Annotated in this window: 20 protein-coding genes; 6 read left to right on the top strand and 14 right to left on the bottom strand. The window is 75.5% G+C overall.

Features of this window, described 5'->3' with window-relative positions; all coding sequences use genetic code 11:
- Positions 1 to 69: 69 nt before the first annotated feature.
- On the bottom strand, positions 70 to 909 hold the full coding sequence (locus ACFPZN_RS48830; RefSeq protein ID WP_378290725.1) for an MBL fold metallo-hydrolase: 840 nt from the start codon (positions 907 to 909) through the stop codon (positions 70 to 72).
- Positions 910 to 1,014: 105 nt separating this feature from the next.
- Here ACFPZN_RS48830 and ACFPZN_RS48825 point away from each other — a divergent pair, with 105 nt between their 5' ends.
- Entirely contained in the window at positions 1,015 to 1,764 is a 750-nt protein-coding gene (locus ACFPZN_RS48825) for a maleylpyruvate isomerase family mycothiol-dependent enzyme (protein WP_378290723.1), read from the top strand.
- A 17-nt stretch (positions 1,765 to 1,781) separates the two neighbouring features.
- Here the strand turns inward: ACFPZN_RS48825 and ACFPZN_RS48820 are convergent, their stop codons facing one another.
- The 3 genes from ACFPZN_RS48820 to ACFPZN_RS48810 form a co-directional block, all read right to left on the bottom strand.
- On the bottom strand, positions 1,782 to 2,507 hold the full coding sequence (locus tag ACFPZN_RS48820) for a Crp/Fnr family transcriptional regulator (protein WP_378290721.1): 726 nt from the start codon (positions 2,505 to 2,507) through the stop codon (positions 1,782 to 1,784).
- A gap of 83 nt (positions 2,508 to 2,590) precedes the next feature.
- On the bottom strand, positions 2,591 to 6,493 hold the full coding sequence (locus ACFPZN_RS48815) for a tetratricopeptide repeat protein (protein WP_378290719.1): 3,903 nt from the start codon (positions 6,491 to 6,493) through the stop codon (positions 2,591 to 2,593).
- Between the two features lie 3 nt (positions 6,494 to 6,496).
- The gene (locus ACFPZN_RS48810; protein ID WP_378290717.1) at positions 6,497 to 7,000 is read right to left on the bottom strand and encodes a hypothetical protein; all 504 of its coding nucleotides are present in this window, start codon (positions 6,998 to 7,000) and stop codon (positions 6,497 to 6,499) included.
- Between the two features lie 233 nt (positions 7,001 to 7,233).
- On the opposite strand from ACFPZN_RS48810, the gene ACFPZN_RS48805 reads away from it, so the two are divergent.
- The 3 genes from ACFPZN_RS48805 (at position 7,234) to ACFPZN_RS48795 (ending at position 9,525) form a co-directional block, all read left to right on the top strand.
- The gene (locus ACFPZN_RS48805) at positions 7,234 to 7,911 is read left to right on the top strand and encodes an MBL fold metallo-hydrolase (protein WP_378290715.1); all 678 of its coding nucleotides are present in this window, start codon (positions 7,234 to 7,236) and stop codon (positions 7,909 to 7,911) included.
- A gap of 208 nt (positions 7,912 to 8,119) precedes the next feature.
- On the top strand, positions 8,120 to 8,644 hold the full coding sequence (locus ACFPZN_RS48800; RefSeq protein ID WP_378290713.1) for an ATP-binding protein: 525 nt from the start codon (positions 8,120 to 8,122) through the stop codon (positions 8,642 to 8,644).
- Positions 8,645 to 8,745: 101 nt separating this feature from the next.
- Positions 8,746 to 9,525: a hypothetical protein gene (locus ACFPZN_RS48795; protein ID WP_378290711.1), complete on the top strand. Its 780-nt coding sequence runs from the start codon at positions 8,746 to 8,748 to the stop codon at positions 9,523 to 9,525.
- Here the strand turns inward: ACFPZN_RS48795 and ACFPZN_RS48790 are convergent.
- Entirely contained in the window at positions 9,522 to 11,123 is a 1,602-nt protein-coding gene (locus ACFPZN_RS48790; protein WP_378290709.1) for an adenylate/guanylate cyclase domain-containing protein, read from the bottom strand. The genes ACFPZN_RS48795 and ACFPZN_RS48790 overlap by 4 nt on opposite strands.
- A 67-nt stretch (positions 11,124 to 11,190) precedes the next feature.
- Positions 11,191 to 11,691, bottom strand: a complete 501-nt coding sequence (locus ACFPZN_RS48785) for a winged helix-turn-helix transcriptional regulator (protein ID WP_378290707.1) — start codon at positions 11,689 to 11,691, stop codon at positions 11,191 to 11,193.
- Between the two features lie 98 nt (positions 11,692 to 11,789).
- Between ACFPZN_RS48785 and ACFPZN_RS48780 the strand changes: the two genes are divergently transcribed.
- Entirely contained in the window at positions 11,790 to 13,187 is a 1,398-nt protein-coding gene (locus ACFPZN_RS48780) for an MFS transporter (protein WP_378290705.1), read from the top strand.
- A 33-nt stretch (positions 13,188 to 13,220) separates the two neighbouring features.
- On the opposite strand, the gene ACFPZN_RS48775 is transcribed toward ACFPZN_RS48780, so the two are convergent.
- The 3 genes from ACFPZN_RS48775 to ACFPZN_RS48765 are packed head-to-tail and all read right to left on the bottom strand — an operon-like array spanning position 13,221 to position 16,133.
- Complete coding sequence (locus tag ACFPZN_RS48775) at positions 13,221 to 14,654, bottom strand: vWA domain-containing protein (RefSeq protein WP_378290702.1); 1,434 nt, start codon at positions 14,652 to 14,654, stop codon at positions 13,221 to 13,223.
- A 2-nt stretch (positions 14,655 to 14,656) separates the two neighbouring features.
- Positions 14,657 to 15,553: an AAA family ATPase gene (locus ACFPZN_RS48770; protein WP_378290700.1), complete on the bottom strand. Its 897-nt coding sequence runs from the start codon at positions 15,551 to 15,553 to the stop codon at positions 14,657 to 14,659.
- A gap of 46 nt (positions 15,554 to 15,599) precedes the next feature.
- Positions 15,600 to 16,133, bottom strand: a complete 534-nt coding sequence (locus ACFPZN_RS48765) for a hypothetical protein (RefSeq protein ID WP_378290698.1) — start codon at positions 16,131 to 16,133, stop codon at positions 15,600 to 15,602.
- A gap of 141 nt (positions 16,134 to 16,274) precedes the next feature.
- Between ACFPZN_RS48765 and ACFPZN_RS48760 the strand changes: the two genes are divergently transcribed.
- Positions 16,275 to 16,628 (top strand): hypothetical protein, encoded by a 354-nt coding sequence (locus tag ACFPZN_RS48760; protein ID WP_378290696.1) that lies wholly within the window; start codon positions 16,275 to 16,277, stop codon positions 16,626 to 16,628.
- A gap of 46 nt (positions 16,629 to 16,674) precedes the next feature.
- On the opposite strand, the gene ACFPZN_RS48755 is transcribed toward ACFPZN_RS48760, so the two are convergent.
- From ACFPZN_RS48755 to ACFPZN_RS48735, 5 genes are all read right to left on the bottom strand, one after another.
- The gene (locus tag ACFPZN_RS48755; RefSeq protein ID WP_378290694.1) at positions 16,675 to 18,873 is read right to left on the bottom strand and encodes an acyl-CoA dehydrogenase; all 2,199 of its coding nucleotides are present in this window, start codon (positions 18,871 to 18,873) and stop codon (positions 16,675 to 16,677) included.
- A 196-nt stretch (positions 18,874 to 19,069) separates the two neighbouring features.
- Entirely contained in the window at positions 19,070 to 20,137 is a 1,068-nt protein-coding gene (locus ACFPZN_RS48750) for a TerC family protein (protein WP_378290692.1), read from the bottom strand.
- A gap of 247 nt (positions 20,138 to 20,384) precedes the next feature.
- Entirely contained in the window at positions 20,385 to 21,575 is a 1,191-nt protein-coding gene (locus tag ACFPZN_RS48745; RefSeq protein WP_378290798.1) for a glycosyltransferase family 4 protein, read from the bottom strand.
- Positions 21,576 to 21,654: 79 nt separating this feature from the next.
- Positions 21,655 to 23,262, bottom strand: a complete 1,608-nt coding sequence (gene murJ / locus ACFPZN_RS48740; RefSeq protein WP_378290690.1) for a murein biosynthesis integral membrane protein MurJ — start codon at positions 23,260 to 23,262, stop codon at positions 21,655 to 21,657.
- A 301-nt stretch (positions 23,263 to 23,563) separates the two neighbouring features.
- Positions 23,564 to 24,625 carry a hypothetical protein gene (locus tag ACFPZN_RS48735; RefSeq protein ID WP_417281734.1) on the bottom strand — a complete coding sequence of 354 codons (1,062 nt, stop codon included), beginning with the start codon at positions 24,623 to 24,625 and terminating at the stop codon, positions 23,564 to 23,566.
- Positions 24,626 to 24,627 lie beyond the last annotated feature (2 nt).

The raw sequence follows: 24,627 nt of genomic DNA, 5'->3' as shown, positions 1-24,627 counted from the left end.
CTTCCGAACCGTACACGTGTTCGAAGATCTATCGCCACCGGAACGCGCCGGGCCGCCTCCGTGCCAGGCTCACAGAGTACGTCCCGGCGCGCCGTGCCCCGGTGGGCCGTCGTCGAGGGCGAAGTCCAGGTAGCGGGCGGCGGAGCGGCGCACGGCCTCCTTGCCGTCCGTCTGGACGATCCTCCTCCACCACGCCCCGTACACGCGGGCGAACGGGTACGGCTCCAGCAGCCGCAGCGCCCGGCGGACGGTCCGGGGCCGTTCGGGGATGAGGTTCGGATAGGAGTACATGAAACCGACCCAGTCGCGGTCGCTCACCACCTGGAGGATGTCGCCCGACAGCAGCGCGCCGCGGCCGTCCTCGCCGTCCCGCCAGTGCAGGACCTGCCCGCCGGCGAAGTGCACCCCGGCGTTGATCAGGGTGAGGCCGTCGGCGATCTCGCGGGTGTCGCCGTCCCAGAAGACCACCGCGTCGTCGGGCCGGGCCACCCACCGGCGGTCCGCCGCGTGGATATGGACCGGGGCGTCGAACGCGCGGGCCCACTCGATCATGGAGCCGTAGAAGTGCGGGTGGCTGATCGCGACGGCCGAGACCCCGCCCAGCGCCCGCACCTCCCGGACCAGGTCGTCGTCGATGTAGCTGATCATGTCCCAGAGCACGTTGCCGCCCGGCGCCCGCACCAGCAGGGCGCGCTGGCCGATGGCCGTCGCGGGCTCGGCGCCGACGCCCACGATCCCCGGGCCCTCCGGCTCGACCCGGCCGCGGTGGCCGGCCGCCCGCAGCTCGGCGAGCGTCGTCCAGCGCTGGCCGTCCCAGCCGACGTACTGCCGCTCGTCCTCGCAGACGGGGCAGTCGGGGCGGGGCTCGGCGTACTGCACTCCGCAGGTCACGCAGATGGGATGCGTCATGGAGATCATTCTCACCCGCTGCCGGGAGCCGGGGCCGGGCAGGATGGTCCCGGACGCGCGGCGCCTCGCGGAGGGCCCGCGCCACCGGCGTACGGAAGGGGCGAGATGGGCGACTGGCGGCGGGTCCTGGCGGAGGTCGAGGCGGGCACTGAGCGGATCGCGGTGACGCTGTCCGGCCTGGACGAGCAGGCCGTGCGCGCCCCCTCGGCCCTGCCCGGCTGGACCCGCGGCCATGTGGCCACGCACATCGCCCGCAACGCCGACTCGCTCTGGAACCTGCTCGAATGGGCGCGGACGGGCGTGGAGATCCCGCAGTACCCGAGCCTGGAGGCGCGCAACGCCGACCTGGAGGCGGGCGCCGGCCGCGGCCCGCGGGCCCTGGCCGAGGACGTCCGCGCGACGGGCGAGCGGTTCTCCGAGCGGGCCCGGTCGCTGCCGGAGGAGGCGTGGGAGGCGACCGTGCGGGCGATGCCCGGCTGGTCCCATCCCGCGTGGTTCGTGGTGTACCGGCGCTGGCAGGAGGTGGAGACCCACCACGTCGACCTCGCCGCCGGCTACGGGCCCGCCGACTGGCCCGAGCCGTATGTGCGGTGGGCGCTGACCGGCACGCTCGCCGACCTGGAGGCCCTGCCCGCGGATCTCCGGGCGGGCCTGCGGGGGCACCGGCTGACGGCCACCGACACGGCGGAGACCGCGGACCTGGGCGCCGGTGCCGGCGGGCCGGAGATCTCGGGGTCGGGGCGGGCGCTGCTCGGCTGGCTCACCGGGCGGTCCGCGGGCGAGGGCGGGGCGGCGCGCCCGGAGGGGCCGCTGCCCGTGCCGCCGCCCTGGCCGCACGCTCCCAGCGCGTTCTGACCGCCGCGGCGGGCGCCTCAGGCGGCCTCGCCGGGGAAGCCGCGGCCGCCCGCCCCGGGCTCGGGATCGCCCGCCCCGGGATCGCCGGCCAGCCGGTGCAGCGCCTCCGGCGACCGCACGTTGATCATGTTGCGGGCGACGGCGAGGCCGCTCTGCTCGGCGGCCAGAATCCGGGCCACGCTGCGCCGGCCCATGCCCGCCCAGCGGCCCAGGTCCTGGCGGCTGACCGGCACCCGCACCTCGACGCCGCCGCGCCGGTCGGCCGACGGCCTGCCGAACCGGGCGGCCAGGCGCAGCAGCCGTCCCGCCAGCCGCCGCTCGGGCTCGTCGGGGAAGTGCGCCACGCGCAGCTCGTTGGCGTCGCGGAGCCGTTCGGCCAGGACGGCGGCGACGGCCCAGGCCGCGCCCGGGTGGGCGTCCAGCACGGCGCGGAACCGGGCGGCGGGCAGCACCAGCGCCTGCACGGGCGTCAGCGCCTCCACGCTGGCGTGCCGGGCTCCGCCGTCCGCCGCCTCCATCTCGCCGACCACGTCGCCCGGGCCCAGCACGTCCAGGATCGCGATGTCGCCGCCCCGGTCGATCCACACCTTGGCCGCGCCCGAGCGCAGCACGAAGACCTGCGACGCGCGGGTGTGCTCGCGGGTGAGGAACCCGCCCGGCTTGATCATCACGCTGACGCCCTCCCGCCGGAGGGCCTCCCGCGCGCGCTCGGGCAGCACGTCCCAGAACCTGGTGACCTCCATCTCGCCTCCCGTTCCACAAGTGAACTCGGCGGTACGGCGCTGGACCGCGTACAACTCCACACTCGGTGGCACCAGGCGGGGTGTCAGGGACGGGCGCCCTCCTGTCCCGCGCCCTGGCCCTCCTCCCCCTCACGGCCCTCCGACTCCAGCCAGCTGTCGATGGCACGGATGCGGCGGACGCAGTCGGCCGCCCCGGCGTCGTCGCCAAGGGCCAGGCACGCGTCACGCAGGCCCTCCAGCGCGGCCCGCTGCCCGCGGTGGTCGGCCATCTCCCGGCGGATGGCGATCTCGGCCCGGAAGTGGCCGACGGCGCGGGAGTGGCGGCCCAGCTTCCGGGAGGCGCCGCCCATGGTGTGGTGCGCGATCGCCTGCTCGCGGGTGTCACCGAGCTCGGTCGCCAGGTCCAGGGCCTGCCGGCCGGTCTCCAGCGCCTCGCCCACCCGGTCGAGCTCAAGGTAGATCGCGGCGAGGTGCACCAGCGCGGTGCCCTCGCTGTGGCGGTCGCCGACCTCGCCCAGCACCCGCAGCGCCTCCAGCTCCATCTTGAGCGCCTCCTCCGGGCGCCCGCCGTGCCGCAGCACGGCGGCGAAGGTGTCCATGCCGACGCCCATGCCGTACCAGTCGCCGATGTCGCGGCGGATCGCCAGGGCCTGCCTGGCCGCCTGCTCGGCCTCCTCGTACAGGTTCAGGCGCAGGTAGGTGCGGGCGAGGCTGCCCAGGGTGCCGGCCAGGCCGCCCTTGGCACCGAGGCGGTGCCACAGGTCCAGCGCCTCCAGGCCGAGGACGAAGGCCTCCTGGTCGCGTTCGAGGCGGCGCATGACCATCGACAGGTGCTCCAGGTCGTGGGCCTCGCCGTGCTGGTCGCCGATCTCGCGGCGGATCTCCAGGGCGCGGACCAGGTGCTCGCGGGCCTCCGGGTAACGGCCCAGCCGCCAGTACGCCACGCCGGTCTGGGCCAGGGTCTCCGCCTCTCCGGAACGGTCGCCGATCTCGCGGTGCAGGCCCAGGGCCTGGCCGCAGTAGGTGAACGCCTCGGCGAACCGGGCCGCGTCGCTCATCAGCATGCCCAGCGTGGTCAGCGCCTTGGCCTCGCCGTGGCGGGCGCCCAGGGCCTGGTAGGTGCGCAGGGCCTGCTCGGCGTCGCGCAGGGCCAGGTCGCGCAGTCCCAGGGAGGCGTTCATGCGGGCCAATTCGTTGAGCGCCTGCGCCGCGCCGTGCCGGTCGGCCAGGTCCTGGCGGATGTAGAGGGCCTCCAGGGCGTGCGAGACGGCTTCGTGGACGGCACCGCGCCGCCGGTGGACCTGTGCCAGGGTCAGCAGCGTCTCGGCCACGCCCGGCATGTCCTCGATGGAGCGTCGTATGCCGAGGGCCTCGCCCGCGTGGCGCAGGGCGGTGTCGTAGTCGGCCAGTCCGATGTAGGCGGTGGCGAGGGTCTCGTGGCCTTTGGCGACGCCGCCCCCGTCCCCCAGGGACTCGTGGATGGCGAGCGAGCGCCGTGCGTGCCCGATGGCCGTCAGGTAACGGCCCAGGGAGGCGTGGACGTCGGCGAGGGTCGCCTGGGCGGCGGCCTCCCCGAAGCGATCGGGCGGGTCCGCCGAACGGAAGCCGCGGCGGGCCTCCTCTCCGTAGCCGATCGCCTGGACCGACCCGCCCAGCTCGAAGTGGGCCACCGCGAGGTTGTGGAGCATGACGGCGGCGGCGCGCCAGTCCTCCTCGGCGCGGGCCGCCCTGAGACCGGCCTGGTGCACGTCGATGTTGCCCTGGCTGTAGCGGCGGAACCACTGGAAGTCGAAGAGGGCGTCCGCCAGCTCCCAGCACGTCCGGTGCAGCCCCAGCCGCGCGGCCTGGTGCACCGCCGCGACCAGGTTGCGCCGTTCCGCCTCGAACCAGGAGAGCGCGGCCGCCCCGGCGGCGGCGCCGGACGGTTCCCCGCAGGACCCGGCGCCCGTCCCCTCGTCCAGGGTGGGACGGCGCCTGCGGCTCAGCCGGCGTCCCGCGTCCCGGGCCTCGGCCAGGTATCCGGCGAGCAGGCGGCGCTGGGCGGCGAGGCGGTCACTGTCGGCGTCCTCGCTGAGGCCGCGTTCACGGGCGAAGTCGCGGAGCAGGTCGTGCATGCGGTACCGGCCGGGGCCGACGTCCTGGACGAGATAGGCCTGGCGCAGCGCCTCCAGGCATTCGCCCGCCTCCTCTACCGGACGCTCCAGCAGGGCCGCGAGCGCGCTGGGGGTGAAGTCGGGGCCGGCCACCAGGCCCAGGAGCCGGAACGCCTCGCGCTGCTCGCGCCGCAGCGCCCGGTAGGCGATGTCGAAGGTGGGGCTGAGCACGGCGTGCAGGCCCTGCGTCCCGGCGGCGTGCGCGCCGGTCTCGTGCAGCATGGCCGCGGGAAGTCCCGGGCTGTAGGACGGCGCCGCGGGCGCGTCCCGGTCGGCCAGCTCGCGGACCGTGTCGGCGATCGAGCGGCCGGGGTTGTCGGCCAGCCGGGCAGCCATGATCGCCAGTGCCAGCGGAAGGAAGCCGCACTCGCGGGCGAGCCGGGCCAGCGCCCGGTCCTCCTCCCGGATCCGCTCGTCCTCGCGGCCCAGCACGGCCGCGATCAGGTCGACCGCCTCCTGCACGGCCATCTCGCTCAGCTCCAGGGTGCGCACGTCGGCCCCAGGCAGCGGCGCGGGCAGCCGCCGCTGCGTGGTCGCGACGACCAGCCCGGCGTTGACGGCGGCGACCAGCGGGCGGATCTGCGCGGCGTCGGCGGCGTTGTCGAGGATGACCAGCATCCGCCGCCCGGCCAGCAGCGAGCGGCACTGGGCCTCCAGCTCCGCCTCGGTGCGGGGCAGCTGGTCGCCCGGGACGCCCGCGCCCCGCAGCACCTGCCCCATCGTCTCGGCCGGGGTGGCGGGGGCGCGCGTCGTCCCGCGCAGGTCGGTGAAGATCACGCCGTCGGGGAAGCGGCCGGCGACCCGGTGCGCCCAGTGCACGGCGAGCGTGGTCTTCCCCACCCCCGCCATCCCCTGGACGACGACCGCGCGCGGCATCGGCGACTGGGACACCAGCAGGTCGAGCTTGCCGAGGCCGACCGTCCGGCCGGTGAAGAACGGCTTGTCCGCCGGCAGCCGCAGCGCCGTCGGCACCCCGGACTCGGGCTCCAGCCGCACCGGCGAGCGGGCCGCGATCGACGCCCCGCCCGCCGCCCTGCCGGCGCCGGCCGCGTCCCGCCCCGGTCCGGTGTCGGGGACGGCCCCCGGCTCGACACGCGGGGAGTCGGCCCCGGGATGGTCGGGCCACTCGTCCCCCCACGGGCCGGCGGCGCGGCGCAGCCCCTCGGGGTCGAGGATGGTCAGCGGTCGCGCCCGGCGGGCCAGGATCCCCCGCGACCGCCACAGCCGGAACCAGCGCACCAGCGTCTCGCGGGAGATGCCCGACCAGTTGGCCAGCTCCGCCTGGCTCATCCGCAGCGGGATCTCCACCCCGCGCGAGGTCCGGCGCCCGAAGCGGTGCGCCAGCTCCAGCAGGTGGTAGGCCAGGCGCTGCTGGTGCTCGGCGGCCCGCACCGCGTGCCGCCGGCCCCCGAACGCCGCGCCCCGCGCCAGGGTGTGCATCATCGCCTCGGCCACCTGCGGGTTGGCGGCCAGCAGGCTGCCGAACTTCTGCCGGTCCAGCCGCAGCGCCGCAACGTGGTCGAACGCGGCCACGTTGCCGCGCTGCGGATGCCCCCAGGGCGCCAGCGCCCCGACCAGGTCGCCCGGCCCCACCAGATCGATGATCGACTCGTCGCCCTCGCTGGAGTCGACGAACTCCTTGGCGACCACGTCGGTCGCGGTGCCGGCCCCCGCCTTGAACACCACGTACACGCCGGGCGCGGTCACCCCCTGGTGGCACAGCAGGCCGCCGGGCGGGACGTCGGTGCGCCGGCCCATCGCGCGCAGCGCCTGCCGGTCGGTGGCGCCGAGCCGTTCCCAGAAGCTGCCCGGCCGCACGTCGTGGTCGATCACGGCTCACCCGCCCGCCCCGGCCGCGGCCGACAGCGCCGACCAGAGGACGAACAGCACGCCGGCCGCCGCCGCCCACAGGACCGCCTGCCAGGCCAGGCCGCAGCAGCGGTGCGCGGCGCCCAGCAGCCGGCGCAGCTCGGCGTCGCGCACCCGCGGGTCCAGCGCCGGGCGCAGCCCGGCCGGGGTCCAGGGGACGGCCGGGTCGAGCGGCGCCCCCGTGGCCGCCCGCACCGAGCCCAGCGCCGCGACCAGCGTGCGCCGCGAGCCGACGGCCAGGACCGCCGAGATCCCGAAGGACGCCGCGACGGCCAGGAGCGGCAGCAGCGCGACCGGCCCCGGCCAGCCCGCGTACGCCAGCCGGGTGACGGTCCCGGCCGCCACCAGGACGAGCAGCACCGCTGCGAGCGCGGCGTCCTGCCCGCACAGCCGCAGCAGCGCGCAGGCGTGCGCCAGCAGCTCCTCCGGCGACTCGGGGGCCGGGCCGGTGCGCAGGTCGTGACGCGACACACCGGAACGGGAAACCGTGGCCAACGCGCCCTCCTGGGTCGAATCCTTCTTATCCAAGTCGATAGTGGGACACCTCGCCGGGAACTTCCGTCCGGAACGGCACTCTTCGGGTGAGTCAGGTGACTCATTCCGGCCCCGGGCGCTTTTCCCGGGGTCCTCGGCGGTCGGAGGGCGGCCGAGGGGGAACAATGGTCCACCGGAGGATCACCGACCGGCCCCAGCGGGAGGCGCACATGAGCTACACGGGAGACGTCGAGGTCGGGGGCGACCCCGACGTACGCGAGCTGCCCGGCCTGACGATCACCAAGATCGCGGTCGGCCCCTACGACAACAACGCCTACCTGCTGCGCTGCGCGGCGACCGGGGAGCGGCTGCTGATCGACGCGGCCAACGAGGCGCCCCGGCTGCTGGACCTGGTCGGCGACGGCCCGCTGGCCCGGATCGTCACCACGCACCGCCACCAGGACCACTGGATGGCGCTGAGCGAGCTGGTGAAGGCCACGGGCGCGCCGGTGGTCGCGCACCCCTTCGACGTGGAGGCGCTGCCCGAGCCGGTCGCCGAGCAGGTCGAGCACGGCGACACCGTCCAGGTCGGCGAGGTGTCGCTGGAGGTGATCCACCTGCGCGGCCACACGCCCGGGTCGATCGCGCTGCTGTACGAGGCGGGCGGCGACGCGGGCGGCGAGGCGGCCGGCGGGCCGCACCTGTTCACCGGCGACAGCCTCTTCCCCGGCGGCGTCGGCAACACCTGGGGCGACGCGGCCCGTTTCAAGCAGCTGCTGTCGGACGTCGAGGAGCGGGTGTTCGACCGCCTCCCCGACACCACCTGGTTCTATCCCGGCCACGGCAAGGACTCCACGCTCGGACGGGAGCGCCCCGCCCTGCCCGAGTGGCGCTCGCGCGGCTGGTGACCCGCCGCTGAGCGGCCCCTGAACCGCGGCCCCGGCATCACCGGCCGCCGGACCATCGGAACCACTGGTCACGGGTGTTCGTTCTTCCGACCACCAGTGTTTTCCGGGGGCCGAGACCAGGAGATGCACAATCCGCGAACTCAAGAAGGCGGAGTCCGGGGCGGGGGCGGGCGCCGAGCTGCGCTATCCCGCCGGTTCGCTCGTGCTGGTGGCCGGGCTGCCCGGCGCGGGCAAGAGCACCCTGCTGGAGCGCCTGTACCGGCTGCGCGGTGACGAGACGGGGCCGGTGCCGATCGACGGCGGCCGGGTGATCGACTCGCGGCAGGCCCGCAACCGCTGGGCGGGGCTGCTGGCCCCGGTGCCGGCCCGCGCCCGGGTGCCGCTGGTGAACGCGACGCACGTGTGGTGGATCGCGCGGGCGGTGATGCGCGGCGAGGGCGTGGTCGCCCAGACCCGGGGAACCTGGCCGCACATCCTGCACCTGTTCTCGTGGCTGGTGCGGCGGCGCGGCGGCCGGGTGCACCTGGTGCTGATCGACGTCGACCCGGGGACGGCGCTGGCCGGGCAGGTCGCCCGCGGCCGGGTGGTGACCGCGGTGACCTTCGCCCGGCACTGCCGCCGGTGGCGGCCGCTGGTGCGGCGGGCCCGGGACGGCGCCGTCCCGCCGGCCGCGACCGTCACCCTGCTGACCCGTGCCGAGGCCGACGCCCTGGGCGCGATCCGCATCGGCTGAACCCGGAGCCCCGGCCCGCCGCGCCGCTCCTTCCCGGAAGCGGGCGGCGCGGCGTCACGGCATGGCACCATGGTTTCCGTTTGTGCCATGAGAGGGGTGCGATGCGGCTGAGGGCTCCGCGGCCTTCGACGGCCGTCGTGGTGGTGCTGTGCGTCTTCGCGGCGGGATGCGGCGCCCCGTCCACGGCTTCCACCGGCGCGCCGGAGGTCCAGCCGCCGACGGCCGCCGCGCCCGGGCCGGGGTCCGCGCCGGCGGCGCCGGACGCCGCGGCGCCGACGGCACCGCGGAGCCGCCTGTCCGCTCCGTCCCGCCCGCTCAAGCCGCTCGGCAAGGCGAGATCGTGGCGGATCACCACCTACTACACCGTGGTGCAGTCCTTCCACGGCGGCAGATCCAAGGCGGTGCGCGGCTGCGCGAAGCTGCACTGCAAGTGGGGGAAGACGCCGCTGGGGTCCTATCCGGAGGGCTTCCTCAAGGAGATCCAGACCGAGGGCAGCGGCCGCATCACCGCCGGGCCGCACCGCGGCCGCTACCTCAACTGGTCGCACAGCATCGGGTGGTGGCTGGACGACAGCACCCGCGACTCCACGGCCAGACCGCTGCGGGCCTGGTCGTCGGCGGCGGCCGACCGGGACGTGATCGCCCGGGGGCAGCGGTTCCAGATCGTCGAGTGCGGCGCCGACTGGAAGGGCCGTCCGGTGGCCCGTCAGATCTGCGACCGGTTCCGCGCCGCCACCTGGAAGGTCACCGACCTGTTCCGTCCCGGGTACGGGGGCGAGCACCACGCCGACGTCTACATCGGCGAGGAGACCGGGCCCGGCTTCAAGAAGTCGCCGTACTACACCACCCTGCGCAAGGCCACGATCGGCGCGGTCCCCTAGGGAACGCGGTGGTCCGGGGAAGGTGAGGCCAGGCGGGTCGGTTCGGTGCGGCCGCGCAGCATGACCTCCTCGCCGAACTCCCAGTGCCGCGCCTCCTCGTGCCCGTCCCCGCGGACCCGCTCGACCAGCGAGCCGGCCGCCAGGACCCGCCCCTCGGTGCCCTTGGCCAGGTCGGTCAGGCGGGCGGCCTCGTTCACCGGGTCGCCGATGACGGTGTACTCGAAGCGCTCCTCGGCACCGATGTGCCCGGCGACGGCCTCGCCCGCCGACACCCCGACGGCGGCGCGCAGCGCGGGGACCTCCCGGGCCAGCCGCACGGCCAGGTCCCGGGACGCCGCCAGGGCGCGGGGGCCGGAGCCGTCCAGGGCCAGCGGGGCGCCGAAGACGGCCAGCGCGGCATCCCCCTCGAACTTGTTGATCCAGCCGCCGTGGTCGCCGATCGTCTCCACCACCACGGCGAAGAAGTCGTTGAGCAGCTTGACCACCTCGGTGGGCGGGCGGTCGGCGGCCAGCCGGGTGGAGCCGATGATGTCGACGAACACCACCGCGACCTCGCGCAGCTCGCCGCCCAGGTCGATGCCGCGCTCCAGCGCGTCCCGGGCCACGTCCTCGCCGACCTGGCGGCCGAACAGGTCCTGCAGGCGGGCGTGCTCGCGCAGCCCGGAGGCCATGTGGTTGAACCCGGCCTGCAGCAGCCCGACCTCGCTGGCGTCGTAGACGGGGACCTCGACGTCCAGGTGGCCGCCCTCGATCCGGGCCAGGCCGAGCCGCACCGACTCCACCGGGTCGGCGATCGCGCGGGCCGCGAAGTAGGTGACACCGAGACCGACGGCGAGGGCGATGCCGCCGAGCGCCAGCACGGCCACCGCGAAGTCGCGCAGCGTGACCTCGGCGATCAGGAACGACCCGAGCGCCAGCACGATCAGGCCGAGGATCGGGACCGCGGTGCCCAGCGCCCAGGCGAGCACCGACCGCGCGACCACTCCGGGCAGCCCGGTGCGGCGGGGCACCCCGGACGCCAGCGCGGTGGTGACCGCGCGCCGCAGCAGCCGCTCGGTCAGCAGGTAGACGACCGTGCAGGTGGTCAGGCCGCCGAGGAGGCTGGTGAGGCCGAGCTTGACCGCCAGCAGGGTGGAGAAGGGCAGGTTGATCAGGACCCACCCGACGGTGCCGATGCCCCAGAGCGTGAGGTGCACCGACATCAGCCGCAGCGGGCCGTACAGCAGCAGGGAGCGTTCGTGCGCGCCGGGGGCGCCGTGCCGTTCGGCCAGCCGGCGCACCCGCCGGAAGAAGCGTTCGCCCAGCACCAGCCCGGCCGGCACGGCCGCGATCACGTAGGCGGTGAAGACCAGGTAGTTGACGGTGCGCAGCCGGTCGGAGACCTCGGTGCCGGGGTCGGGGACCACGAGGGTGAACAGCACGACGACCAGTGCGCCGCCCAGGTTGGCCAGGCCGGTGGCGACGGTGACGAGGATCCGGGCGCGGCGGGCGATCCGGGCGCGGGAGTCGCCGGGACGGCCGTCGGCCAGGCGCCGGAGGGGCCCGGCGAGGCGTCCGCGGAGGCGTCCGGCCCCGTCGCCCGTCGCGTCGGTCTTCATGGGCGTGCAGAGTAGCCGCTCGTCACCGCGCCGCGCCCATGACCTCGTCGGACACTCCGGGGACGGGTCAGACCGGGAGCGGCTCCAGCAGGCGGTGCGGCTCGCGCAGCGCCGTGCTGACCGGGTCGTCGCGGTCGGGGTCCAGGCCGGGGCCTGGGTGCATCTCCAGTTCCTCCGGCGGGGCGACGCGGCCGCAGGACGGGCAGGTGCCGTCGGCGTCGATGCGCTTGCCGCAGGGAATGTGGAGGAACAGCCGGCACGGCCCCCGGTCGGAGTAGTTGCGGTCGCCCCAGCGGGCCAGCGCGTGCACGACCGGCCACAGGTCGCGGCCCGTATCGGTGATCACGTAGTCGTGCCCCCGCTTCTCCAGCACCCCGGCCTCCACCAGCGACTGGAGGCGTGCGGACAGGACGGCGCGCGGGATCTCCAGGTGGGCCAGGAAGTGGCCGAAGCGGCGCACGCCGTACAGGGCGTCCCGGACGATCAGCAGCGTCCAGCGCTCGCCCACGACCTCCAGCGCGCGGGCCAGCGAGCAGTCCTGCCGCACGTAGTCCTTGCCGAGTGCCATGGTGGCCAGATTACCCGGCCCATGGTTCATTGAACGAACCGGCGCGTGCTACGGTCGGCGCAGTGCAGTTCGTTCATTGAACTCGAGACGGAGACCGGATGACCACGCTGGCCGCCCCCCGCGCGCCGGAACGGGCCGCGGGCGCCACCGCCGCGCTGGCCCTGCCAGGGGCCGCCACCCTGCTGGCCCTGATGAACTACACCGCCCCGATGGCGGTGCTCACCGACACCGCCGCCGGACTGCGCGCGGGCCCCACCGCCCAGATCTGGCTGATGAGCTCGATCAGCCTCGGCCTGGCCGCGGCCCTGCTGGCGGTCGGCAGCCTGGCCGACGACCACGGCCGCAGGCGGGTCTTCGTCCTGGGCGCCGTCCTGCTGGCCGTCTCCAGCGCCGGCTGCGCCCTCGCCCCCAACGCGGCCGTGTTCGTCGCCGGCCGGATCGCGCAGGGCGCGGCCAGCGCCGCGCTCATCGCCGCCGGTCTGGGCATCATCGGCGCCACCTTCGCCCCCGGCCCGCGGCGCTCCCACGCCACCGGCCTCTGGGGCGCCATGCTCGGGCTCGGCATCGCGCTCGGCCCGATCGCCGCCGCCGGTCTCGGCGCGCTGGGCGGCTGGCGGCTGTGGTACTGGGCCACGGTCGCGGCCTCCGCGCTGCTGGCCGCGGTCGCCGCCCGCACGCTGCACGAGTCGCGCGCCGGACGGCGCCGCGGCCTCGACCTGCCCGGCGTGGTCACGATGAGCCTGGGCGTCGCCGCGCTGCTGGCCGCCATCACCTGGGGACGGATCGGCTGGGGCCGCCCGGAGGTGATCGGGCTGCTGGTCCTGGCCGCCGTGCTGCTGGCCGCGTTCGTGGCGGTGGAGTCGCGCCGCCGCGCGCCGATGCTCGACCTGGCGCTGTTCCGGCGGCCCCGCTTCCTGCTGTCGGTGGTCGGCGCGCTGCTCACCGGCCTCGGCATCATCGGCGTGATGAGCTACGTGCCCACCGTGCTGGCGGTCGTGCTGGGCATGAGCCCGCTGTCCGCCGCCCTGCTGCTGTCCATCTGGTCGGGCCTGTCGTTCGTCGCCGCCGCCCAGGCGCGCCGCCTGCCCGCCCGGCTCCCGGCCGGACGGCTGCTGGCCGCCGCGCTGGCGCTCAACGCCGCCGGCCAGCTCGGCCTGCTGGGCTTCGCCCCCGGCGAGCACTGGTGGCGGATGGTCCCGGGCCTGGTCGTCGCCGGGATCGGCAGCGGGCTCGGCAACGCCATGCTGGCGCGGCTGGCCGTGGAGAGCGTCCCGGCCGACCGGGCGGGCATGGGCTCGGGCGCCGGCAACACCGCCCGCTACATCGGCGCCTCGCTCGGCGTGGCGCTGGTCGGCACGATCGTCACCGGGACCGGCGACGGCCACGCCCGCCCCGCCGAGGCGTTCGCCCACGGCGCCGACATCGCGCTGGTGGTCTGCAGCCTCGTCGCAGTGCTCGGCGCGGTCTTCGCCGCGCTCGTCCGGGAACGGGACTGAGCCCCCCGCCGGGGCCCGGTCCCGCGCGGGCGCCTAGGCCAGTTCCTCGATGAACTCGGTGAGCTGGGCCAGGTTGCGGCACTCGTACATCGGGACGATCTCCCCGTAGCGGGAGGCCGCCGAGTCCCCGGTGTCCCACTGCGAGCGCGGCTCGGGGTTGAGCCAGTACGCGTGCCGCGCCCGATCGGCCATCCCGCGCAGGATCGGCAGCGACAGCTCCCCGTAGTTCGACCGGGCGTCGCCCAGGACCAGCAGGGATGTCCGCGAGGTGACCGCGTCGCCGTACCGCTCCTCGAACACCTTGATCGCGTGCCCGTAGTTGCTGCGCCCGGTGATCCAGACCAGATCGGCCTCCCGCGCCAGCCGGGTCATCGCGTCCACCACGTCCACGCCGGGCGCGAAGAACCGGGTGATCTCGTCGGTGGCGTCGATGAACGCGAACGCCCGCACCTTGCTGAACTGCTCCCGCAGCGCGAACGTCAGCAGCAGCGTGAAGTGCGCGAACGCCGACACCGAGTCGCTGGCGTCGCACAGGATGACCAGCTCGGGCTTGTGCGGCCGGCGCGGCCGGTGGTGGGTGGCCAGCGGCACGCCGCCGCTGCCCAGCGACGCCCGCACGGTGCGGCGGAAGTCCAGCCGCCCGCGGTTGCCCGCCCGCTGCTTCTGCTGCAGCCGGGTCGCCAGCCGCCGCGCCAGCGGGTACACCTCGCGGCGCATCGCCACCAGGTCGGCCCGCGCGGCGCGGCCGAAGTCGAGCCGCTCCAGCGGGGGCCGCACGGCCATCCGCGCGGTCCGCTCCACCCCGGTGTCCTCGGCGATCCGCCGCCGCACCTCCGTCGCCACCAGGTTCTGGAAATGCGAGATCCGGGTCCGGAAGGTCCGCCGCGCCACCCGCTCGGCCATGCCGCCGCGCTCCTGCCCGGCGAGCACCGCGTCGAGCAGCCCGGCCATCAGCGTCTCCGGGGACAGGGCGCGCAGCACGCCCGAGGAGAACCACGACTCCTGGCCCGGCGTCCGCCCGTACTCGGCCACCGCCGTACGGGCGAACTGCCGCATCCCCGGATCGTCGCCCGACAGCAGCAGCTCGAACAGCTCCCGGCGGAGCGCCTGCACCTCCGGGTCCAGCGGCGGGGGCGGGCGGCGCTCGTCCGGGTCCCGCTCGCGGGTCCGGGCGGCCCGCGGGTCGGCCGCGTGCGCGGCGCCGTCCCCCAGCGCCGGCGGGAACCACAGGTCGAAGAGGGTGTCGAAGGTGGGCCGGTGCGCGGGCCGCTTGATCAGCGTCGCCGCGTACGCGGCGCGCAGCGCCTCCCGGTCGACCAGGTCGATCACCTGCATGGCGCGCACCGCGTCCAGCCCCTCGGCGACCGACACCGGCATCCCCGCCTCGCGCAGCGCCGCCACGAAACCGGTGTGCCGGTCGACCAGGGACCGCCGCGTCCCGCCGGTGCCGCCGTCCGCCTCGTCCACGATCAACCCTGGAGGCCGAGTTCCTTGACGGCGCGCTCCTGGTCGGAGACGTGCTTGAGCACCACGCCCAGGGTGCGCGCCACCGCCGCCTCGTCGAGCTCGTCCAGGCCGAGCGCCAGCAGCGTGCGGGCCCAGTCGACGGTCTCGGCGATCGACGGCGCCTTCTTGACCTCCAGCTCGCGCAGCGTCCCGACCGTGCGGACCAGCTGCTCGGCCAGCGCCGCCTCGATCCCCGGGACCTGCGCCAGCACGATCTCGCGCTCCCGCTCGGGCTCGGGGTAGTCCAGGTGCAGGTAGAGGCAGCGGCGCTTGAGCGCCTCCGACAGCTCCCGCGCCGCGTTCGAGGTGATGAGCACGAACGGGCGGCGGACGGCGGCGACCGTGCCCAGCTCGGGGATCGTCACCTGGAAGTCCGACAGCACCTCCAGCAGCATGCCCTCGACCTCGACGTCGGCCTTGTCGGCCTCGTCGATGAGCAGGACGGTGGGCCCGGTCCGCCGGATCGCCGCCAGCAGCGGCCGCTCCAGCAGGAACTCCTCGGAGAAGATGTCGTCGTGGGTCTGCTGCCAGCCGCGGTCGTCCTGCGTGGCCTGGATGGCCAGCAGCTGCTTCTTGTAGTTGAACTCGTACAGCGCCCGCGCCTCGTCCAGGCCCTCGTAGCACTGCAACCTGATCAGTTCCGAACCGGTGGCGGCGGCGACCGCCTTGGCCAGCTCGGTCTTGCCGACCCCGGCGGGCCCCTCCACCAGGAGCGGCTTGCCGAGCGCCTGGGCGAGGAAGACGGTGGTCGCGATCTCCTCGTCCGCCAGGTAGTCGACCTCGGCGAGCCGCCGGCCGACATCGGCGGGCGAGGCGAACACCGCCGACTCCTCCCCCCGGCCGTCCACCTCGACGGTCATCCGCGCACCCTGCCGTGCGCGCCGTTCTGCACCCTGCTGTCCGAGATCATCCCTTGGCCTTCGTGTAGGTCTGGTTGTTGCCGGCGAACAGGAGTTTGCCGCCGGTGAGCGTGGCGCCCCAGTACGAGGCGGACTTCGGGTCGCCGCCCTGCCAGGAGAAGCGGTACTTGCCCTTGCCCTCGGGGATGACCTGGCCGTTCCAGAGGGAATGGCCGCCCTGCGTCCACGAGCCGCTGCCGTCCGCCTTGAACTGGAAGAAGTCCCCGGCCGGGCTCACCCACCGCCCGACCAGCGGCCTGACGTCGGCCGCCTTCACCTTCGGCACGGCCGGCAGCGCCGACTGCCCCGCGCCGGGCGGGACGCCGGCGGGCGCGGAGGGCACCGAGACCGGCGGGGGCGAGGACGTGGCCGCCCCGGTGGCGGGCTCCTTGTCGTCGCCGCCGCACCCCGACAGCGCCGACACCACGAGGGCGGACGCCAGCGCGCCGCCGCCGAGCGCGCCCCGGCGGCGCCGCGCGCTCGCTGGACGGGGGTGGGCGGCAAGGGCGGGAACGGCGGTCGGGCGGACCCGTGCTCTCACGTGGACCTCCGGGAGGTTCGTGGACGAAGTCGGCATTTTAACCGGCCGGTAGCCTCCGGCCGGCGTGGCCCCACGGGGGGACGGCGGGATTCGTCCCCAGGGGTGACGCGCCCGCCGCGCCCCTCCGCCTATAACCGGAGGATGACGACTCCACGCCTGCCGCGCGACGACCTGGCCGCGGCGCTGGCGGCCCGGCGGGAGCTGGGCCCCGACTATGACGACGCCTTCGTCGAGACGCTCGTCGACCGCATCGAGGAGACGCTCGCGGCGCGGACGGCCGCCCCCGCCCACCGGGGCCGCCGCGCCCCCGCCCCCGCCCCCGGGCCGGGGACCGGGCACGGGCACGGCTCCGATCTCGCCCTGGCCATCGTGTCCCTGGCCGCGGCCATCCCGCTGAGCGCGATCGGTGTCGTCAACGCCGGCATGCCGGGCCTGGTGATCGTCTGGGTCGCCATCGTCCTGGTCAACCTCATCTACGGCCGCCGTCCGCGCTGAGCCGCGGCGGGCGGGGCGCGCCCGCCCGCCGCGGCCGGCGCTCAGGTCACTTGCCGGGCTCGGGGTCGCGGGGCAGACCGAGCAGCCGCTCACCGATGATGTTGAGCTGCACCTCGGTGGTGCCGCCGTAGATCGTCATCGCCCGGGAGAACAGCATGTGCCGCGCCACGCTCGCGCTGCGCTCGTCCGGCACCTCGACGACCGCGCCGGCGCCCTGCGAGGCCCAGCAGTAGTCGGCCACGTCCTGGTTGAACTGCACGCCCAGCAGCTTGCGGACGCTGGCCTCGGCGCCGGGCTCCACCCCGTTCAGCTGCTTGAGCGTGGTGCGCAGGCTCAGCAGGTCGATCGCGTGGCCCTGGGCGACCAGCCGGCCCACCTCGGCCTCGGCGATCGGGTCCAGCTCGGCGCCCTCGAAGAACGCCAGCAGCTCGGGCACGCCCATGCCCAGCCCGCCGCCGGTCGACAGCGACACCCGCTCGTTGCTCAGGGTGTTGCGGGCGACCTGCCAGCCCTTGTCGACCTCGCCGACCACGCAGTCGTCGGAGACGAAGACGCCGTCCAGGAACACCTCGTTGAACAGGGACTCGCCGGTCATCTCGCGCAGCGGGCGCACGTCCACGCCCGCGGCCTTCATGTCGACCAGGAAGTAGGTGATGCCGTCGTGCTTGGGCGCGTCCGGGTTCGTGCGCGCCAGGCAGAAGCCCCACTGCGCGAACTGCGCCACCGACGTCCAGATCTTCTGGCCGGTGAGCTTCCAGCCGCCCTCGACCCGCTCGGCCCGCATCGACAGCGAGGCCAGGTCGGAGCCGGCGCCGGGCTCGCTGAACAGCTGGCACCACACCATCTCGCCGCGCAGCGTCGGGCGCAGGAAGCGCTCCTTCTGCTCCTCGCTGGCGTAGGCGACCAGCGAGGGCACCAGCCACGCGCCGATCACCAGGTTCGGCGGCTTGACCTTGGCGGCCTTGAGCTCCTGCTGGATCAGCACCTGCTCGACCGGCGAGGCGCCGCGCCCCCAGGGCTCGGGCAGGTGCGGCACGGTCCAGCCCCGGTCGCCCATGGTGCGCTTGAGCTCGCCCTTGTCGCCGATCTTCGCCAGCTCGGCGATCTCGGCCCGGAGGCGCTCGCGCAGCGGCTGGGTGTCGTCGTCCAGCTCCAGCTCGACCGCGCGGCGCCCGCCCGCCAGCGCGCGGCGGGCGACCTCGGCCGCGTGGGCCTTGGACGGTCCGGTCAGCGCCCGCAGCGTCAGCACGCGGCGCAGGTAGACGTGCGCGTCGTGCTCCCACGTGAAGCCGATGCCGCCGAGGATCTGGACGGCGTCGCGGGCGGTCTGCGCCGCGCCGTCCAGCGCGACCACGCCGGCGACGGCGGCGGCGAACGCGGCGTCCTCCGCGCGGTCGTCCAGGGCGCGGGCGGCGTCCCAGACGGCGGCGCGGGCCTGCTCCAGCGCGATCAGCATCCGGGCGGCCTTGTGCTTGACGCCCTGGAACTGCCCGATCGGGCGGCCGAACTGCTCGCGGACCTTGGCGTACTCGGCGGCGGTGGTGACGCACCAGCCCGCCACGCCGGCCGCCTCGGCGCCCAGCAGCGTGACCGCCAGGTCGCGCACGGCGCCGTCGGTGAGGCCGTCCAGGACGCGGTCCGCGGCCACCGAGGCGTCCGCCAGCTCCACGGCGGCGACCCGGCGGACCCGGTCCAGGCTCCGGACGGGGGTCACGGTCGCCTCGGCGGCGTCGACCGCCACCCACTCGCGGCCGCCGCCGTCGACGGCGACCGGCAGCACCAGCACGTCGGCCAGCGCGCCGCCCAGCACCAGGGCTGCGCTGCCCGACACCACCAGGGCGTCGCCGTCCCGCCGCCCGGTCAGCTCACCGGCCAGCGCCAGCGCGCCGGTGCGGGAGCCGTCGGCCAGGCCGGGCAGCAGCGCGGCGCGGGCCTTGGCATTGCTGGAGGCGTTCACCGCGGCGCTGGCCAGCACGGTCGGCAGGAACGGGCCGGGCGCCGCGGCCCGCCCCAGCTCCTCGATCACGACCGCCAGCTCCAGCAGGCCGAAGCCCTGCCCGCCGTGCTCCTCCTCGAGGTGCAGGCCGAGCAGCCCCTGCTCGGCCAGGGCCGACCAGAACCCCGGACGGGTCTCCTCGTCCGCGTCCAGCGCGGATCGTACGACCGTCGCCGTGATGTTGCGCTCGGCGAAGCCGCGCACCGACTCGGCGAGTGCCTCGTGCTCTTCGGTCAGCCCGATGGCCATGCGTCACCTTCTCTCAGCCCCATTGACGCACCGATTCTAGAACAGGATTCGAGTCCCGTGCGGCCGTGAGTTACGTCTCAGGCAACGCGTGTCGCACTTCTGTGTCATCCCACATCGGCGCCGACGCGCGCCCGGGGTGCGGTCCACATGGCGACGGCGGGGAGCCCGCGCGAGCCGTCGCCATCGGTCGTTCTCGTCAGATCTCGCGCGACTCCAGCGGGCGCGGGTCGTCCTCGTCGCCGCCGCCCGCGCGGGCGGCGCCGGTCTCCGCCGGCGCCTGCTCGGCGGCCTTCCCGGTCTCGGCCTTCCCGGCGGCGGCGCGGCCGGTGCCGCGGCGGTTCGCGGCCAGGCTCGCGACGGTGGTGGCCACCAGCGTGCCGGCGATGACCGCCAGCGACAGCCAGATCGGGATGTCGGGCGCCCAGGACACGCCGTACTCGTGCAGCGCGTGCAGGACCAGCTTCACGCCGATGAAGCCCAAGATGAACGCCAGCCCGTGCCCGAGGTAGACCAGCTTGTCGGTCAGCCCGCCCAGCAGGAAGTACAGCTGCACCAGGCCCATCAGGGCGAACGCGTTGGCGGTGAACACCAGGTAGGGCTCGGTGGTCAGACCGAAGATCGCCGGGATGGAGTCCAGCGCGAACATCACGTCGGTGGAGCCGATCGCGATGATGACCACGAACAGCGGGGTGACCATCCGGCGGCCGTCCCGCCGGGTGATGACCTTGTTGCCCTCGTACTCGTCGCTGGTGGGCAGCGTCCGCTTCACCCAGCGCAGCAGGAAGTTCTCCTTGACCTCGTCCTCGTCGCCGCCGCGCACCAGCCCGATCGCGGTCCACAGCAGGATGACGCCGAAGATGATGAACACCCAGGTGAAGGCGTGCAGGGCGGCGGCGCCCGCGGCGATGAACACGCCGCGCAGCAGCAGCGCGATCACGATCCCGGCCATCAGCACGGTGTGCTGGGAGTGCTTGGGCACCGCGAACCGCGCCAGGATCACCATGAAGACGAAGAGGTTGTCGACGCTCAGGCTCTTCTCGGTGACGAAGCCCCCGAAGTACTCGGCGGCGTACTGCCCCCCGGAGAAGGCCCACACCCCCAGGCCGAACACCACCGCGAGACCGATGTAGACACAGGACCAGAACGCGGCCCGGCGGGTGGTGAACTCCCGGGTGTCACCCCGGTGGATGACCAGCAGGTCAATGGTGATGATGGCGAGGATCCCGAACAGGGTCAGGCCCCACACCCACGGCGAAACGTTCAAAACAAACACCTCCGGCGGCATGCTCAAACGCCGGAGGTCTCTCCCGCCCTGAGGAACGGTGCGGGCCGATGATCCCGGGCCGGTACGGACCGGCCGTGCTGACGAGACCACCGCGCAGGGATACTCCCCTCCACTACCTCCTGAAACGCGGGGCGCAGCGGCCGCGTTCCAAGATTCTCAGGTTTTTTTGAGGAGAATCCGAACCGGAACGCGACCCCCGCCGTCTAAGGCCCGACGACTCCCAACCTCAACGCCCGCCGGACGGGGCGAGCCTGAGGTAGATGCCCGCGAGCTGGTCCACCGCGTCCGACTCGCTCGGCAGCGAGGTCGCCTGCCGCGCCGCGGCCGCGCCGAGCCGCACCGCCAGTGCGGGATCGTCCAGCACGCGGCTCACCGCCCGCTCCAGCGCCTCCGGGTCGCGCGGCGGAACCAGCAGCGCGGCCTCGCTCTCGGGGCCCCGCACCGGCCCCTCGCCGCCGGCCGGGCCGGCGCCGGTGCGCACCGCGCCCACCATCTGCGGGATCCCGCCGACCCGGGTGGCCACCAGCGGGCGGCCCGTGCGCAGGATCTCCTGGACGATCAGCGGCTGCCCCTCCCACACGCTCGGGACCACGGTGACGTCGGCCGCCGTCAGCAGCCCCGGCACGTCCCCGCGCCCGCCCAGCAGCCGCACCGGCAGGTCCTCGCGCTCGATCCGCGCCCGCAGCTCCCCCTCCAGCGGGCCGTTGCCGACGATCGCGACCAGTGGCGGAGGGGTCCGCCGGGCCCAGCCCTTCGCCGCGTCCAGCAGCGTCGGCAGGCCCTTCTGGTCGGCCAGCCGGCCCACGGTCAGGATCAGCGGCCGCTCGCCCACGCCCAGCTCGGCCCGCAGATCGGCGCGCTCCGCCGCGCTCGGCTGGGAGCGCGGCACCGGCGCGGGCACCAGCGCGTGCGCGACCGAACGGGCCCCCAACGCGCGCATCCGGTCCTCCAGGTCGGGCGAGACGCCCAGGACCTCGTCGGCGGCCAGCGCCACCACGCGCTCCAGCGCCCCGTAGGCCACGGCCGTCCGCCCGCCAGCGATCACCGCGTTGTGCAGCGTGACGACCAGCGGCGGGCCGCCGCCGCGGGCGACCCGCAGCGGGCCGGGCGAGACCCGGGCGCACGCCGCGGCGGCCAGCCCGCCCGCCCGCAGCCCGTGCCCGTCCACCACGTCGGCGCCGCGCAGGAGGGTCCGCAGCCGCGCGACCGCCTTGGCGTCGCTGACCGGCCGCGGCCGGTCGGCGAGCTCGACCGGGGCGAACCGCACCCCGTCCCGCTCGAACCTGAACGTCCGCTCGGTGTCGGCGGGCCCGCAGACCACCACGCGGGCGCCCCGCGCGGCCAGCCCGGACGCCACCGACCGCACGTGCCGTCCGACGCCGCCCGCGCTGGTGCCCAGCACGAGCGCCACCCGCAGCCCGTCCAGCGCGGCCACCTCCGCCACGGCCCCGGCCTCCCCTCGCCGCTCCGCCGCTTCCGGCCCGGCAACCGATCCATCAGTCATGACGCGCGACCTTCCGGCTCAGGACGGCCCGCAGATCCCGGCCGTCGATCACGAACGCGAACGCCGCGAACACCGCCGCGGCGACCAGGGCTGCCAGTGCCGCGACACCGATGTCGAGCATCCGGCCTCCCGTGCCGAGCGCGCCCGCCACCGCGGCACCCGCGGCCCCTCCGGCGGCGCCCCCGGCGATCCCGGCGGCGAGCGCGCGCGGTACGCCGCGTACCGCCGCCCTCCCCCGGGCACGTACCAGTGTGGCGATCAGCAACGCCCCCGCCACCGTCATCCCGGCGGCGTTGCCCAGGCCCAGCGCCGCCACCACCCAGTCCCGGCCGGCGGTCAGCACCAGCAGCACATCGGCGATCATGACCACCAGCCAGCCCGTGACGATGGCGACCGCCCCCATCCTGCCGCGATGGCAGGCGAAGAGCACCCTGCCCAGGTGGGCGACCAGGCCGTACCCGAGCAGGCCCGGGGCGAAGGCGAGCACGGCGCGGGCCAGCACGTCCTGCTGCGCGGGCTGGCCGGGGTTGAAGACCACCGCCGCCGGGACGGCCACCGCGGCCAGCACGGCCGCGCCCGCGCACGAGACCAGGATCACGGCGCGGGTGGTGGAGGCGGTGACCCGGTCGAACTCGGCCGCGTCGTCCGCCCGCGCCGACAGCATCGGGAACGCGCTGGTCGCGATGGGAACCGCCAGGATCGCCCACGGCAGGAGGTAGAGCGCCCACGCGTACTGGTAGTTGGCCAGGGCTCCGCCGGTGCCCTCGTAGCTCAGCCGGACCACCAGCAGCGCCGACAGCTGCTGCGCCACCACGGTCGCCAGGCCCGCGACCGCCAGCCGCCGCACCTTCCCGGCGACCCCGTCGGGGAAGCGCAGCGTGGGGCGCAGGCCCAGGCGCAGCCGCCACGCGGCGACGCCCGCGGTCGCCGCCATCGCCACGCCGCCGAGGGCCGTGCCGATCGCCAGCGTCAGCTCCGCGGGCAGCGGCAGCCGCGCCAGGTCGTTCTCGAACCCGCGGCCCAGCGGCGCGTACGCCAGGTAGGCGCCGATCACCACCAGGCTCGACATCAGCGGAGCCAGCGCCGGCGCGACGAACCGGCGGTGCGACTGCAGCAGCCCGTACAGCACCACCGCGACCCCGTACATCACCATCTGCGGCGCCATGATCGCCATCATGTCGGTGCCGACCGACACGATCCCCGACCGCGAGCAGCCCTGCAGGTCGCGGCCCACCAGCAGTTCTATGATCGGCCGCGAGAGCAGCGCCAGCAGCGCCGACAGCGGCACCATCAGCAGCACGATCCAGGTCAGCAGCGCCGAGGCGATCCGGCGCACCTGCTCGCGGTCGCCGCGCTCGGCGGGACCGGCCAGCACCGGGACGACCATGCCGGCCAGCGCCCCGCCCGCCACGATCTCGTACACGATGTTGGGCAGCTGGGTGGAGGTGAAGTAGGCCTGGCTGAGGCAGGAGGTGGTGACGGTCTGGGAGAAGGCGTAGGTGCGCCCGAACCCCGCCAGCCGGGACAGCACCGTGATCACTCCGATGACCACGGCGGCCCCGGCGAGCCCGCCGGTCAGCCGGAGCATCCGCGGCGTCACGCACGCCCCCGGGGGGACGGCGGCGGGTAGGTCAGGGTCACGGGTCTGGGGTTCACCACTGGCGTTCGTTCGGCGGTCGGGAGGCGGGGGCCGGACGGTGGTCCGGCCGGATGCTGCAGGGGCGGGTCGGGTCGGTGGGGGCGGAGTCTTCGGAGCGGTCGGGGGCGGGTCGGTCGGGGGCGGGTCGGTCGGGGGCGGGGCGGTCCGGGTCGCCGTCCGCCCGATCGGAGACCGGGGCGGCGGGCGGGCCCGGGCGAGGACGTCCCGCGCCCGGTGCCGCGGAGGTCGGGAGGGCCGGGACTCAGGGGGCGGGGTCGGTGACGGCTCCGCTCCCGGCTCCCGTCTCCCCGGCCGTCGCTCCCCCGGCGGACGCGTCCCCGGCCGCGTCACCGGAGCCGGCGTCGCCACCGGAACCAGTCTCACCGCCGGCAGCCGCCGTCGTGCCACCAGCGCCGGTCTCGGCGGCGGCCGGGCCCGGCTGCGGCGGCACCGGCGAAGGCACGGGCACCGCCGGGGGACGGCGTCCCAGCATGTCGATCCGGTTCAGCGCGGGCGTCTCCCGGATCACCTTGGTGAAGCTGACGAACTCGCTCGCGGCGTTCAGGCCCGCCACCCCGGCCAGCACCGCCAGCCGGGGGCCGCGCCCCAGGCGGGTGGCGGCCAGGCCCAGCAGCGCGCCGAGCGCGTTGGAACCGGTGTCGCCGAGCATGGCCCGCTCCGCCAGGTCCTCGGGCAGCAGCGCGGCCGCCGCGCCCAGCGGCGCCGCCACCACGGCCGACCCGGACGGGGTCAGCGCCAGCGGCACCCCGGTGATCAGCCCGACCTTGATCGCACGCCCGGGGCGCAGGTCGAACAGGTTCATCAGGTTGGCGCTCCCGGCCACGATCGCGCCGTTCAGCAGCGTGTCGAACGCCCGCCCGGCACGGGACGGGGCGGGCGACCCCGCGATCGCCGCGGCGGCCAGCCCGGTGGCGCCGATCCCGAGGATCTTCACCGCGCCGCTGGTCACCTCGCCGCGCGCCAGCGCGCCCAGATGGCCCTTGAAGCCGCGCGACCCGGCCGAGCCGGCCAGGTCGTCGTACCCGCCGAGCACGCCCGAGCCGGCACCGGCCAGCAGCGCCGCCGCGCGCACCCGTCCGCCCGGTCCGGGGGCCAGCAGCCCGGCCGCTGCGGCGCCCGCCACGAACGCGGGCCCCTCCAGCAGCGTCACGGGCTCCCCGCGGTGGTTGGACCGCCCCCAGACCTCCTCGCCCGGCAGCCCGTTCAGGCCCGGCGGGCGGCCGGTCAGCGCGCGGTAGGCGGCCTGCGCGGCCACGGCGCCCAGCGCCGCGCCGGCCAGCACCCGGACCGTCGGTCGGATCATGC

This window comes from Actinomadura rugatobispora (genome assembly GCF_042656285.1).
GTDB classification, from domain to species: Bacteria; Actinomycetota; Actinomycetes; order Streptosporangiales; family Streptosporangiaceae; genus Spirillospora; species Spirillospora rugatobispora.
The sequence above is the reverse complement of the archived record's forward strand: the minus strand, read 5'-3'. Positions and strand labels throughout refer to the sequence as shown.